General features: G+C 59.5%; 14 protein-coding genes. 12 read left to right on the forward strand and 2 right to left on the reverse strand.

Going from position 1 to position 12525, the window contains the following annotated elements; all coding sequences use genetic code 11:
* Nucleotides 1-534 (reverse strand): NfeD family protein, encoded by a 534-nt coding sequence (locus QRN31_RS17165; protein WP_285433316.1) that lies wholly within the window; start codon nucleotides 532-534, stop codon nucleotides 1-3.
* A 194-nt stretch (nucleotides 535-728) separates the two neighbouring features.
* Here QRN31_RS17165 and QRN31_RS17170 point away from each other — a divergent pair, with 194 nt between their 5' ends.
* From QRN31_RS17170 to QRN31_RS17220, 11 genes are all read left to right on the forward strand, one after another.
* On the forward strand, nucleotides 729-1190 hold the full coding sequence (locus QRN31_RS17170) for an aminoacyl-tRNA deacylase (protein ID WP_285433317.1): 462 nt from the start codon (nucleotides 729-731) through the stop codon (nucleotides 1188-1190).
* 136 nt (nucleotides 1191-1326) lie between these two features.
* The gene (locus QRN31_RS17175; protein ID WP_285433318.1) at nucleotides 1327-1572 is read left to right on the forward strand and encodes a DUF2789 domain-containing protein; all 246 of its coding nucleotides are present in this window, start codon (nucleotides 1327-1329) and stop codon (nucleotides 1570-1572) included.
* Nucleotides 1573-1716: 144 nt separating this feature from the next.
* The gene (locus tag QRN31_RS17180) at nucleotides 1717-1962 is read left to right on the forward strand and encodes a type II toxin-antitoxin system Phd/YefM family antitoxin (RefSeq protein ID WP_285433319.1); all 246 of its coding nucleotides are present in this window, start codon (nucleotides 1717-1719) and stop codon (nucleotides 1960-1962) included.
* Complete coding sequence (locus tag QRN31_RS17185) at nucleotides 1952-2233, forward strand: type II toxin-antitoxin system RelE family toxin (protein WP_285433320.1); 282 nt, start codon at nucleotides 1952-1954, stop codon at nucleotides 2231-2233. The genes QRN31_RS17180 and QRN31_RS17185 overlap by 11 nt, the downstream gene beginning before the upstream one ends.
* 393 nt (nucleotides 2234-2626) lie before the next feature.
* Nucleotides 2627-3055, forward strand: coding sequence for a MarR family winged helix-turn-helix transcriptional regulator (locus QRN31_RS17190; protein ID WP_285433321.1), 429 nt, complete (start codon nucleotides 2627-2629; stop codon nucleotides 3053-3055).
* Entirely contained in the window at nucleotides 3052-5124 is a 2073-nt protein-coding gene (locus tag QRN31_RS17195; protein ID WP_285433322.1) for an FUSC family protein, read from the forward strand. Before QRN31_RS17190 ends, QRN31_RS17195 begins: the two co-directional genes overlap by 4 nt.
* Nucleotides 5121-5330: a DUF1656 domain-containing protein gene (locus tag QRN31_RS17200; RefSeq protein WP_008148151.1), complete on the forward strand. Its 210-nt coding sequence runs from the start codon at nucleotides 5121-5123 to the stop codon at nucleotides 5328-5330. Before QRN31_RS17195 ends, QRN31_RS17200 begins: the two co-directional genes overlap by 4 nt.
* Nucleotides 5327-6214 carry an efflux RND transporter periplasmic adaptor subunit gene (locus tag QRN31_RS17205; protein ID WP_285433323.1) on the forward strand — a complete coding sequence of 296 codons (888 nt, stop codon included), beginning with the start codon at nucleotides 5327-5329 and terminating at the stop codon, nucleotides 6212-6214. The genes QRN31_RS17200 and QRN31_RS17205 overlap by 4 nt, the downstream gene beginning before the upstream one ends.
* Nucleotides 6211-7659 carry an efflux transporter outer membrane subunit gene (locus tag QRN31_RS17210; protein ID WP_285433324.1) on the forward strand — a complete coding sequence of 483 codons (1449 nt, stop codon included), beginning with the start codon at nucleotides 6211-6213 and terminating at the stop codon, nucleotides 7657-7659. The genes QRN31_RS17205 and QRN31_RS17210 overlap by 4 nt, the downstream gene beginning before the upstream one ends.
* Nucleotides 7660-7740: 81 nt before the next feature.
* Entirely contained in the window at nucleotides 7741-8376 is a 636-nt protein-coding gene (locus QRN31_RS17215; RefSeq protein WP_285433325.1) for an NADH:ubiquinone oxidoreductase subunit N, read from the forward strand.
* A 282-nt stretch (nucleotides 8377-8658) separates the two neighbouring features.
* Nucleotides 8659-10164, forward strand: coding sequence for a YdgA family protein (locus QRN31_RS17220; protein WP_285433326.1), 1506 nt, complete (start codon nucleotides 8659-8661; stop codon nucleotides 10162-10164).
* A 75-nt stretch (nucleotides 10165-10239) separates the two neighbouring features.
* Here the strand turns inward: QRN31_RS17220 and QRN31_RS17225 are convergent, their stop codons facing one another.
* Nucleotides 10240-11769 carry an FAD-dependent oxidoreductase gene (locus QRN31_RS17225; protein ID WP_285433327.1) on the reverse strand — a complete coding sequence of 510 codons (1530 nt, stop codon included), beginning with the start codon at nucleotides 11767-11769 and terminating at the stop codon, nucleotides 10240-10242.
* A gap of 140 nt (nucleotides 11770-11909) precedes the next feature.
* Here QRN31_RS17225 and QRN31_RS17230 point away from each other — a divergent pair, with 140 nt between their 5' ends.
* Nucleotides 11910-12470 carry a YbhB/YbcL family Raf kinase inhibitor-like protein gene (locus QRN31_RS17230; RefSeq protein WP_285433328.1) on the forward strand — a complete coding sequence of 187 codons (561 nt, stop codon included), beginning with the start codon at nucleotides 11910-11912 and terminating at the stop codon, nucleotides 12468-12470.
* The last annotated feature ends 55 nt before the right edge of the window (nucleotides 12471-12525 follow it).

Here is a 12525-nt window from a genome sequence, read left to right on the forward strand (position 1 = left end):
TTATTCTCCACCCGGCGCCGCGTCAGCCGCGGCCACTTGCAGCAGTAATCCCTTGCGGCCCACCACCCGGACCTTTTGCCCGGGTTGCAGCGGGGTGGCGCTGAATACTTGCCACTGTTCTCCTTGCAGGTGCACCCAGCCGTTGCAGGCGCTGTCGGCCTGCAGCGATGTGACCGCGGTCACGCAGCCCAGCAGCTCGGCATCGCCAGTGACGGCGTGGCGCGGCCGGGTTTTCAGAGCGCGGATCAGCAGGTAAATCAGCAGCAGCGCACTGATCAATCCCAGGCCGATCATCAACGGCACAGGCACCTCGGTGTTGGTCAGAATGATTGCGCCAATCACGAACATCGCGATGCCGCCCAGACCGATCACGCCGTAATTGGGCAAGGCTGCTTCGGCGATCAGAAACGCAATGCCGAACGTGATCAGCCAGATCCCGATGGGGTTGGGAACCAGCAGCACGACGGTGTCGGCGGCGAAAACCGATCCGCTCAAGGCCAGCAGCAACGCAACGAAACAGCAACGAGTGTTCACGTGACCCTCCGGGAGAGTCAGGGTGTTCTGTATACAGTCTAGCTGAGCGGTTGGTTGTACGATTTTTGATCAAATTTAGACGTCTGCCGACGAGCAGATTTCCCACCGGATAGCCCCGGCGGGCCTAAACTTTTAAGGGTGTAAAAGGGTTAATCATTGTCCGCCAAACGTTGTTGCGGACACCGAGGTGCATCATGCGTATGGCAAGAACCGTGCAGAACAGCCTGGACAAGGCGCACTGCGAATATGACATCGTTTCCCACCCTCACTCGGCCAGCAGCCTTGAAACCGCACGGCTGGCGGGCATTCCTGCCGAACGGGTGGCCAAGTCGGTGATCCTCGACGATCAACACGGGCATTTCTTGATGGCGGTGCTGCCAGCCAGTCGTCACCTGGACCTGAGCAAAGTGCGCAGCAGTGGCGAATGGCAGGTCTCCCGGGAAAGCAATCTGCCGCATCTGTTTGATGATTGTGAACGCGGCGCTGTGCCAGCCCTGGGCGAGTCCTATGGACTTGATGTGGTCATCGACCCGTTGTTGACCCGCCAGAAAGACATTTACCTGGAAGCCGGCAACCACACCAATCTGCTGCACATGGACATGCCGCAGTTCCTGAAAATGGTGCCGCATGCCGAGGTGCGTGAGTTGAGCCAATGAGTTTTGCGGCATCAGTGATACCGTCATCGCGAGCAGGCTCGCTCCCACAGGGAAACGTGATCAACTGTGGGAGTGAGCCTGCTCGCGATTGACTGCAAAGCAGTCATCCATCATTTGCCATAAAGAGGAGCGAACCATGGAATCCCCAACCCACACTCTTCCATCCCTGTTCAAACAACTCGGCCTGGACAACGACCCGGTCAGCATCGACCAATTCATCGCCATCCATTCACCGCTCAAACCGGAACTGCATCTGGCGGACGCGTTTTTCTGGACCCAGAGTCAGGCGGATTTTTTGCGGGACGAGATTCTCGATGACGCGGATTGGGCGGAGGTGGTGGATCAACTGGATGTGATGTTGAGGAAGGGGCGGGGGGTGTAAAAAAATCCGGGGAAAAATGGCGAAATGTAAAAAAACTGGTGGGCGGTAAAAAAAACTGAGGAAAAATCCAATTTTAGAGTTTTTTCTAGGTTGCTCATGAAACGTGAATGGACCAGAATTTAGACCTGAATTGAGGTCTTAATTATGCAAAATGTTCTGGCCGACATCGCTGTCAGCGTGTCTGAGTTGAAGAAAAATCCATCCGCGGTACTAAACGGCGCCCATGGAGGGCCTGTGGCGGTGCTAAATCACAATCGCGTCATAGGCTACATGGTTCCGGCCGATGTTTTCGAGTGCATGATGGAGCGACTCGATGATCTTGAACTGGCGGAAATTGTTCGCTCTCGCAGGCATGAGACACCGGTGCCGGTAAACCTGGATGACCTATAAGCTTGAGTTCCTGCCGTCCGCACGCAAGGAGTGGGACAAACTAGGTCATACGTTGCGCGATCAATTCAAGAAGAAACTGGCTGAGCGACTTCAGCTCCCGCGAGTACCGTCAGACTCACTACATGGAATGCCTGACTGCTACAAAATAAAATTGCGCTCATCGGGGTACAGTTTGGTGTACGAAGTTATTGATGAACGTGTGGTCGTTTCCGTGGTGGCAGTGGGTAAGCGTGAACGCAGCGCTGTTTACGACCGAGCCAAGAAACGTTAATAGGCTTTCCGATCTTTCTATTCCGCCGCCAGTGCCCGCCTGGCGACAAACTCTGTTTCGATCTCGTCATGACCGAAGTATTGGCCTTGACGTTTTGATAGCCGTGCTGAGTCCACTTTCCTTCGCAGGAAAGTGCGGTATTCCTTTGATTCCGCAGAATCCAGGGTGTTTTCAAACACTGCTGCAGGAGTTTTAGTCATTGAGTGAGTTTCAGTCCGGTAGAAATCGTTACGCAGTTTCGAATGCTGCTGCGATTCCTGCCGAAGCTAGTCATGAGCCATGGCCACCAATTTGTTTCAAAACTTGACCAACTTTCCCCTCCAATGCGATATTGATAGTTAGCAAACTAACAGTGTGTTTCTCCTCGTGCCGAAAACCCTCGACGCTCTCCAGATGAACATCAGCAGCTCCATGGTGGTGGCCGCCAGGCATTGGCGAAAGATCTGCCAGACCACGCTGGTCAACTATGGAATTTCCGAAGCCTGCGCCGTCCCGTTGCTGATGATTGGGCGTTTGGGCGAGGGCGTTCGGCAGGTGACGGTGGCGCAAGCGGCGGGGATGGAGAGTCCGTCGCTGGTGCGTCTGCTCGATCAGTTGTGTCACGCCGGCTATGTCTGTCGCACCGAAGACGCCCATGACCGGCGCGCCAAGTGCCTGAGCCTGACGCAAACCGGCCGGGACTTGGTGCAAGCGGTTGAAGTGGAGCTGGTACGCCTGCGCCATGAAGTGCTTGAAGGGATCGACCAGAGTGATCTGGAGGCTACGCTGCGGGTATTGAAAGCGTTTGAAGCGGCCAATGCGCCGTCGGTGGCCAACCCTTGAGCGGATTTTTCACTGGCGTTCCTCCAGCGCGGGACTGGTTCTACGGGGTGCGCACGTTCGCGGCGTCGATGATCGCGCTGTACATCGCCATGCTCATGCAAATGCCGCGTCCGTATTGGGCGATGGCGACCGTGTACATCGTTTCCAGCCCGTTCGTCGGTCCTACCAGTTCCAAGGCGCTATACCGCGCCGTCGGCACCTTTCTCGGTGCGGCGGCTGCGGTTTTTTTTGTGCCGATGTTCGTCCAGAGCCCCTATGTGCTGGTGGTGGTGATCGCGCTGTGGACCGGGACGTTGCTGTTCCTGTCCCTGCATCTGCGTACGGCCAACAGTTATGCGCTGATGCTCGCCGGCTACACCTTGCCGTTGATTGCCTTGCCGGTGGTGGATAACCCGTTGGCGGTGTGGGATGTGGCTGAAGCGCGAACCGAAGAAATTTTCCTCGGCATCGCGGTGGCGGCGGTGGTCGGCGCGATGTTCTGGCCTCGACGGCTGGCGCCGGTGTTCAACGATTCGGTGAGCAAGTGGTTCACCGACGCCTCGACTTACAGCCTGCGTTTCCTCAGCCGCAACGTACAACCGGACGAAGTCAGCGCCTTGCGCTCGGCGATGGTCGCGACCTTCAACAGCCTGGAATTGATGATCGGTCAGTTGCCCCACGAGGGCGCGCGGCCGCAGACGGTGCGCAATACCAAGGAACTGCGCGGGCGAATGATTCACTTGCTGCCCGTGATCGATGCCCTTGATGACGCGTTGTATGCGCTCGAACGACGTACACCCGAGCTTGTGGATAAGTTCGCGCCGGTCCTCACCGCGACCACCGAATGGCTCGATCACAAGGATGCGGACATCGGCCGTTGGCAGGCGCTGAAAGACCGACTCGAGGCGCTGCAACCGTCCGCCGAAGCGTTGGATGATCGCAAGCAGCTGCTGTTTTCCAACGCGTTGTATCGCCTCGGCGAGTGGATCGACGTGTGGCAAGACTGCCGCAGCCTGCAACAGGCGATTCAGTGCGAAAGCCAGGACAGCTGGCGAGCGGTGTATCGGCATTGGCGCCTGGGTCGCCTGTCGCCATTTCTCGACCGTGGGCTGATGCTCTATTCGGCGGCGTCCACGGTGACGGCGATCATCGTCGCCTCGGTGCTGTGGATTCTGCTCGGTTGGACCGACGGTGGTGCAGCGGTGATTCTGGCGGCGGTGGCGTGCAGCTTCTTCGCTTCTATGGACGACCCGGCGCCGCAGATTTTCCGATTCTTTTTCTGGACCGCGATGTCGGTGCTGTTCGCCAGCCTGTATCTGTTTCTGGTCCTGCCCAACCTGCACGACTTCCCGATGCTGGTGCTGGCATTTTCGGTGCCGTTCATTTGCATCGGCACGCTGACGGTCAAGCCGCAGTTCTATCTGGGCATGCTGCTGACCCTCGTCAACACGTCGTCCTTCATCAGTATTCAAGGTGCCTACGACGCAGATTTCCTCAGCTTCGCCAACTCCAACCTGGCCGGCCCGGTCGGCTTGCTGTTCGCGTTCGTCTGGACCCTGATCGCCCGGCCGTTCGGGGCGGAACTGGCGGCCAAGCGCCTGACGCGTTTCAGCTGGCGCGACATCGTCAGCCTCAGCGAACCGGCGTCGCTAGCCGAACACCGGCACCTTGGCGTGCAGATGCTCGATCGGCTGATGCAGCATCTGCCTCGCTTGGCGATGACCGGGCAAGACACGGGTATTGCGCTGCGGGAAGTGCGCGTGGCCTTGAACGTGCTCGACTTGCTCGCTTACACGCCGCGCGTGGTCGGCGCGCCGCAAGCGTTGCTGCATCAAGTGGTGGCCGAGGTCGGCGAGTACTTCAAGGCGTGTTTGAAGGCTGGCGAGCGATTGCCGGCCCCGAGCCCGCTGCTGATGACCCTCGACCGCGCCCGCCGCGCGCTCAATACCGACTGCGATGACGGCGCGCGCCTGCACTTGCTGCACGCGTTGAGCGGTTTGCGTCTGGCCTTGCTGCCCGGTGTTGAATTCGTCAGCGCCGGTGAACTCGAAGAACCGCTTCCCCATGGCATTGATGGAGCGCCTTTATGATCGGTGACCTGGATATCAGCGGGGTCTTCCTGCCCACGCTGCTGGTGCTGATGGGCATTACGTATGTGTTGTTCCTGTTGGTGCACGGGTTGCTGACGCGCCTGCACTTTTACCGTCTGGTCTGGCACCGGGCATTGTTCAACGTGGCTCTCTACGCCTTGCTGCTCGGCGCGGTGGACTCACTCAGTCGATACCTGATGACATGAAAAAACCTTTTTTGACCCTGGGTCGCGTAGTCCTGACCCTGCTGATCGTGAGCTTCGCCGTCGTCGTGGTCTGGCGCATGGTGATGTATTACATGTTCGCCCCGTGGACGCGGGACGGGCACATCCGTGCCGACATCGTGCAGATCGCGCCGGACGTATCCGGCCTGATCCAGCAAGTGGAGGTGCGCGACAACCAACTGGTGAAGCGCGGCCAGGTGCTGTTCAGCATCGATCAGGACCGTTTCAAACTGGCGTTGCGCCAAGCCAAGGCCGCCGTGGCCGACCGTCAGGAAACCCTGGCCCAAGCGCAACGCGAAGCCAAGCGTAACCGTGGCTTGGGCAATCTGGTGCCCGGCGAGCAACTGGAAGAGAGCCAGTCGCGAGTGGCCCGCGCCGAAGTGGCGTTGATGGAAGCCCAGGTGGCCGTGGACAGCGCCCAGCTCAACCTCGACCGCTCGACCATCCGCAGCCCGGTGGACGGTTACGTCAACGACCGTGCGCCGCGCGCACAGGAGTTCGTCACGGCCGGGCGCCCGGTGTTGTCGGTGGTGGACAGCAATTCGTTCCACATCGACGGCTATTTCGAAGAAACCAAACTGGACGGCATTCATGTTGGCCAGGGTGTGGACATTCGAGTGATCGGCGACCGCGCACGCCTGCGCGGCCATGTGGAAAGCATCGTCGCCGGCATCGAGGACCGTGACCGCAGCAGCGGCAGCAACCTGCTGCCCAACGTCAATCCGGCCTTCAGTTGGGTGCGACTGGCCCAGCGGATTCCGGTGCGTATCGCCTTCGACGACGTGCCGGCGGATTTCCGCATGATCGCCGGCCGGACCGCCACCGTATCGATCATGGATGACCAGTCGCAGGAGCCCGCGAAATGAGCAGGGCCTCGGGTTTGGCGGTCGCCGGATTAGGTTTGTTGCTGTCGGCCTGTCAGGTGGTCGGGCCGGATTATCATTTGCCGGACGAGGCCGCCATCCACCGCGAAGATCTGCAGGGCAACCTGGCGGTGGACGGCAAAAATGTCGTTTCCGCACCGGTGCCCGCCGATTGGTGGCGCTTGTATCAGGACCCGCGCCTGGACCAATTGGTCCAGCAGGCGATGGCCACCAACACTGATCTACGCGTGGCGGCGGCGAGCCTTTCCCGGGCTCGCGCTCAAGTCGATGAGGCGCAAGCGGCCGGTGGCTGGAGCGGTGGTGTAAAAATGGGCGCCCAGCGTCTGCAGGAGTCTGGCGAAGCGTTCTTGCTACCGGAGAAAGTGCCGGTGGCCAACGTCGGCGATATCGGCATTACCACCTCATATCAATTCGACCTGTTTGGCACGTTGCAACGCGGTATCGAAGCCGCCAAGGCCAATGCCGATGCGACACAAGCGGCCGCCGATACGGCACGCATTACGTTGGTCGCCGATGTGGTCCGGGCCTACACTCAGGTGTGTGCGGCCAACGAAGAGCGGGAAATTGCCCAGCATTCCCTCGACCTGCAAGCCCAGGGCACGACGCTGATCCAGCGTCTGCGTGATGCCGGGCGCGGCGATGAAACCCAGGTCACTCGCTCGCAAACCCAATTCAAATCCTTGCGCGCCGACATGCCGCGTTATGAGGCCGCGCGTCAGGCCGGGTTGTTCCGCTTGTCGATGCTCTTGGCCAAGCCGGTCGATCAATTGCCCGCGGGCACCGCCACCTGCGCCGAATTGCCGAAAATTACCCAATTGTTGCCGGTCGGTGACGGTGCCACCTTGCTCAAACGCCGCCCTGATGTGCGTCAAGCCGAACGTCGACTGGCCGCCGCGACCGCCGGCATCGGTATCGCCACGGGCGAGTTGTACCCCGACATCAGCATCGGTGCGACCGTCGGAACCGTCGGCATTCTGGAGAACCTCGGCAAACCGTCGACCAATCGCTGGGGCTTCGGGCCGTTGCTGAGCTGGACCGTGCCGTCCAACGGCTCCCGGGCGCGAATCCGCGAGGCGGAAGCGACGACCCAGGGCACGCTGGCGCATTTCGACGGCGTGGTGCTCAACGCCATCCGCGAGGCCCAGACCAGCCTGGCGCAGTATTCCGCGCTGTTGCAACGTCGCGATGCGTTGGCCGACGCCGAACAATCGGCGCAACTGGCCGCCGACCAGACCCACCGCTTCTTCCAGGCCGGCCGCGCGTCGTTTCTGGCCGATCTGCAAGCGACTCGCACCTACACCGATGTGCGGGCGCAACTGGCTTCCGCCAACACGCAAGTTGCGATGAGCCAGATCGATTTGTTCCTCGCTTTGGGCGGCGGTTGGGAAAGCGGACGAACGCAAGGCACGAACACCAGCAAACCCTGAGGCCGTTGCTATGCTTTGAAATGATGAAGTCGCGCGTCGACTTCATCGATCAAGGCTCGCGTTGGTCATGGGGATCTAATAATGAAAAACCCTTATGCTCCCGGCTTCTGGTGCGCTATCACGGCATTGGTTTTGCTGTCGGCCACCTATTTTTACGGCGTCATGCTGTCCCACCAGATCGACAAGGCTCTGGTGTTTCTCGACAGCGCATCCGCGCTGATTGCCGCGATGGCAATCGTCGTGGTGGCCTGGGCCTCTGTCCAGGGCCAGCGCATCAAAAAAAGACAACTCGAACAAGGCAAGACGCTGGTGCTGATCTGGGACACCAAGGTGGCTTTGCGTCGGGTCGAAACGGTGTTTGACCGGTATTTCTGGGGCAGCTACTGGCAACCGGGGCGCACGTTCCAGGAAGTCATGGGTGAGCTCACCGGCACGCCGCTGGAAAAAAGCCTCGAGACCTTGAAAAAACAATGCCTGGAACTGGACAAGCAAATTTCTGACGACGGCAGGCACTGGCTCAATAATGCCCGTGAACTCTCCGACGTGGCGGCTGCCATGGCCCGTGAACGCTATCAGCTGGACTTCTGCGATCCACGCGCGGAAGTCACGGGCGGGGCGGTGATCAATCGGGATTTTGAAGTGCTGGTGTACACGTGGACGGCGCGACTGAAAAGTTTTGATCATCAGTTGGATGAGATTGAGGTCCAATACTCTTGAATTGATGTTGTGTGAATTGGCGCCATCGCGAGCAGGCTCGCTCCCACAGTTGACCGCGTGTCTCCTGTGGGAGCGAGCCTGCTCGCGATGGCGATTTAATGCCTGCCGAAACTCTGAACCCCCGCATGCGGTCCATAGACACTCTTTAACCTTTAATCATTGGGTCGCCCAACGCGCCTGATGCTAATCTGCTTCGCACTTTTCACGCAGTCGTGACCGCAACCCGACATGGGTTCAGGGAAGACGACACACTTTCAACAACGGACATTGACTGGGTCATTCATGAATAAATCAGCAGGCGTGCTTCTTGGAATCGTCGTTGCCATCGGTGCAATCAGCGCCGGTGGTGCCTGGTACACCGGCACCAAAATCGAAGGCGTGCTCAACACCTCGATCGCCGACGCCAACAAAGAGCTGAACGCTGCGCTGGTGGGGTCCAATGGCACGGCTTCGCTGGAGCTGGTTTCGCTGGAGCGTCATGTGTTCAGCAGCACCGCGCACTATCGCCTCAAAGGTGAGGGTGAAATGTTCGGTGAGACCCCGGTCGAATTGCTCTTCGTGGATCACATCGAACACGGCCCGCTGCCGTTTTCGCGCTTGGTGTCGCTGAAATGGCTGCCGGTCATGGCCACCAGTCACTACGAACTTGAAAGAACCGCTGCCACGGAAAAATGGTTTGCCGCGGCCAAGAACCAGTCGCCGCTCAAAGGCCTGGTCAATATCGGCTACGACAACTCCACCAATGGCACGCTTGAATTGCTGCCGCTGGACGTAGCGCTGGATGCCAAGTCCAACCTGAAGTTTTCTGGCCTGAACCTCGACGTCGCTGCCAGCGCCCAGGCTCAAAAGATCAAGGCTAACGGTTACATGGACAGCATGACGCTGACCACCGTGGCTGAAGACCAGACACCGGTGAAGGTTGAACTGAGCGGTCTGACCGTGGCCAGCAACCTGATCAAAAGCACCTACGGTTACTACACCGGCGAGAACACCCTGGAGCTGACCGACAGCAAAACCACCTTCGGCGCCAAGCAATCCGTACTGGGCTTGAAAAAATTCGAGATGAAAAACCAGACGGAAGAGTCGGGCACCAGCGCTTCGGGGCGTGCCGATTACAAGGTTGACGAAGTGTCCCTGAACGGCAAGGCGTTCGGTTCTGCACAGTTGGCCATGAGCCTGAAGAACCTCGACATTCCGGCGACCATGTCGCTGATGCAGATCTACCAGACCAAACTGCAGCCGTACGAGAAAGCTGCCGCCGAAGCCGCTGCCGCTGGCGAGCCGGCTCCAGAGCTGGTCTTGACGCCGGAAGAAAACGCCCAGGTCAAAACCGGCCTGGAAAAACTGCTCGCCGCTGGCCCGCAGGTTGCTTTGGAGAATCTGTCGTTCAAATCCACCAATGGTGAAAGCCGCGCCAATCTGGTGCTCGACTTGACCAAGCCACAGTCCATGGACCTGCCGTCGGAGCAACTGATCCAACAGTTGATCGCGTTGCTGGATGTCAATGTGCAAGTGTCCAAGCCCATGCTCGTTGACCTGCTCACCGTGCAGTCGCAAATCGACGGCCAGACTGATGCCAAGCTGATTGCCGACCAGGCAGCAGCGACCTCGGACATGTTCAGCAGCATGGCGGTCGGCACGCAATTCGCCAAACTGGACGGCAACAATATCGTCAGCAAATTGCACTACGCCAACAGCAAGGTGGAATTCAATGGCCAGAAAATGACCTTTGAAGAGTTTGTCAGCTTCGTGATGAGCAAAATCGGCGGCGAGCCACAGGTTCAATAAACCGCGCGCTTCAACAAAACGCCCGGCCTCTGCGAAATGCAGACGACGGGCGTTTTGCTGTCGGGTGTCTGAAGACTAATCCTCGTCCCGAATCAGCCGCCAGGCCTCATCCACCGGCAACGGTTGTTTCATGCGTTCAGCCAGCATTGCCATCGCCCGCTCTCGATCGCAGGCCACCGCGGCAGCCACCACGCCGTTCTTGCTGAACAGGCCGATAAAGGGTGGATGGTTGGGATCGCCCTTGAACTCGACCTCGTCCCAGGATTCGGCGTGGCCGAGGTAGTCGTAGTTTTTCCCGAAGTGCCAGGTCCAGAAATACGGCACATCCAGATAATGCTCGTCGCCACCCAGCATGTTGGACGCGGCGATGCGGGCCTGTTGCTGGGCCAGGCGCCAGTGTTCGATCCGTTGCGGCTGACCATTGAGCGGGAAGGTCGCGATATCACCGACGGCCCAGAGCCCATCAGTCACGCGCATGCCGCCATCGACCTGCAGCGACTGATCCTTTGCCTTGGGCAGATCGGCAAACGCCTCCGTCGCGGGTGTCACGCCAATGCCGACCAGCACCAGGTCCGCAGGCAATCGTTGGCCGTTGTCCAGATGCACCGCTTCGACCTTGTCCGTTCCTTCGATGCGCACGGCCTCGCCATCGGTGTGAAACACCACGCCGTGAGCCTGATGCCGGGCGCGAATCGCCTTGCCCACTGATTCGCCGAACTGCTTGGCGAACGGCACCGCATGGCGAGCCAAAACCGTGACGTCCAGCCCGTATTCACGCAGGGCTGACGCGGATTCCATGGCAATAAAACTGTCGCCGATGATGAGCGCTTTCTGACCGGGTTTTGCCGCGTCCAGAATTCGCTGGGCCTGATCCCTGGATCGCAGCAGGAAGACTTGCGGCAGATCGGCGCCCGGCACGGCCAGTGGTTTTGGCGTACCGCCGGTTGCCAGCAATGCCGCGTCGTAGCTCAGCGTTTGACCGTCAACAAGGTGCAAGGTTTTGTTGGCGCAATCCAGACGTGCCACTTCACCGTGCAGTTGTTCAATGCGCTGCGTTTGGTAATAGCTCGCATCACGCAGCGGCGGGACTTCTTGCGGCGGCATCTCACCGGCAATCACGAATTTGCTCAACACCGTGCGGTCGTACCCGGCGTCGGGTTCCCGATCGATCAGGACGATGCGACCGCCGAAGCCCTTTTCACGCAAGGCCGCCGCACACGCCGTACCTGCGGCGCCGGCACCGACGATGGCGAACGTTCGCTCATCGTCCGCTGGCGGAGTATGAGCGTCGCTCATCGGCTGATCATCGACCCAGACCTCGCCTTCGCGCACTTCAAGCGGATAACGCTTGAGACTGTCCAGCGACGGAGGCTCACATAACGCGCCGTCTTCGATCCGATACGCTGCCTTGTGCCACGGACAAATCAGGCGCCCATGGCATAGCGCTCCCTCGGCCAGCGGCGCTCCGGCGTGTGGGCATTCGCCCTGGAATGCGCGTAATTGATCGCCAACCCGCAGCAATACAATTTTGGTTTGCCCGATCTGGACTTCAAGGCCACGATTTTCGGGCACATCGGCGAAACGGGCGACGCGTTGCAGTGCCATGATCGGTCTCCAGGCAGGCGTTTCACCTATTGAGTTTGGCGCTTGTTTAGAGGTTCAGCCAATTCCTGCTGCCACCGCACGAACGGTACAGCTATAGTTCGCAAGCCGACGACGGCCCCATCCGCACAAGGTGCTCCGGAATGACCCGATTGACCTCTTTGAACCCTTGGCTGGCGGCCGTTGCCGTCGCCCTATGTGTGCAACTGCCTGTGCAGGCCCAGGAACGTTTCACCCTGAACATCCCTGGCGTCACCGATGACCGCCTGTTTACCTCGGCCGCCGCCAGTGACGCGCCCAATTGTGGTGGGCACAACCAGTCACCGGCCTTGAACTGGAACGCCGGCCCGGCGGGCACGCTCAGTTACGCCATCGTCATGCATGACCCCGACGGTGCGAAAGGCCAAGGTGTCGATCACTGGGTGCTTTACGGCATCAAACCGACTACCCACCAGATCCCGGCCGGTGTCGGCGCCAAATCCACCCTGGAAGGCGTCGGCGGCCTGAACGTCAAAGGCACCACGGGTTATATCGGTCCTTGTCCGCCGATCGGCGATAGCGCGCACCACTACGTCATCCAGATTTTTGCCCTGGACCTGGCACCGGACGCCTTGCCTGCTGGCCTTACCCGCGCCCAGCTACTGGAAAAGATCAAAGACCATGTGCTGAGAAACAGCAGCGTAGTGCGGCGTTATCACCGCTGAAGATTCTTTTCACTGCGGTTTAACCCGAACCTGTCGGGCTGTCCGTCTCAGAGGA

The sequence above is a fragment of the Pseudomonas sp. fls2-241-R2A-110 genome (assembly GCF_030209165.1).
Classification (GTDB): Bacteria; Pseudomonadota; Gammaproteobacteria; order Pseudomonadales; family Pseudomonadaceae; genus Aquipseudomonas.

What these genes read in the sequence shown, in the direction of transcription:
- QRN31_RS17170 (WP_285433317.1), top strand. Translation starts at nt 729, where the DNA reads ATGCGTATGGCAAGAACCGTGCAGAACAGCCTGGACAAGGCGCACTGC.
- QRN31_RS17175 (WP_285433318.1), top strand. Translation starts at nt 1,327, where the DNA reads ATGGAATCCCCAACCCACACTCTTCCATCCCTGTTCAAACAACTCGGC.
- QRN31_RS17180 (WP_285433319.1), top strand. Translation starts at nt 1,717, where the DNA reads ATGCAAAATGTTCTGGCCGACATCGCTGTCAGCGTGTCTGAGTTGAAG.
- QRN31_RS17185 (WP_285433320.1), top strand. Translation starts at nt 1,952, where the DNA reads ATGACCTATAAGCTTGAGTTCCTGCCGTCCGCACGCAAGGAGTGGGAC.
- QRN31_RS17190 (WP_285433321.1), top strand. Translation starts at nt 2,627, where the DNA reads ATGAACATCAGCAGCTCCATGGTGGTGGCCGCCAGGCATTGGCGAAAG.
- QRN31_RS17200 (WP_008148151.1), top strand. Translation starts at nt 5,121, where the DNA reads ATGATCGGTGACCTGGATATCAGCGGGGTCTTCCTGCCCACGCTGCTG.
- QRN31_RS17205 (WP_285433323.1), top strand. Translation starts at nt 5,327, where the DNA reads ATGAAAAAACCTTTTTTGACCCTGGGTCGCGTAGTCCTGACCCTGCTG.
- QRN31_RS17210 (WP_285433324.1), top strand. Translation starts at nt 6,211, where the DNA reads ATGAGCAGGGCCTCGGGTTTGGCGGTCGCCGGATTAGGTTTGTTGCTG.
- QRN31_RS17215 (WP_285433325.1), top strand. Translation starts at nt 7,741, where the DNA reads ATGAAAAACCCTTATGCTCCCGGCTTCTGGTGCGCTATCACGGCATTG.
- QRN31_RS17220 (WP_285433326.1), top strand. Translation starts at nt 8,659, where the DNA reads ATGAATAAATCAGCAGGCGTGCTTCTTGGAATCGTCGTTGCCATCGGT.
- QRN31_RS17225 (WP_285433327.1), bottom strand. Translation starts at nt 11,769, where the DNA reads ATGGCACTGCAACGCGTCGCCCGTTTCGCCGATGTGCCCGAAAATCGT.
- QRN31_RS17230 (WP_285433328.1), top strand. Translation starts at nt 11,910, where the DNA reads ATGACCCGATTGACCTCTTTGAACCCTTGGCTGGCGGCCGTTGCCGTC.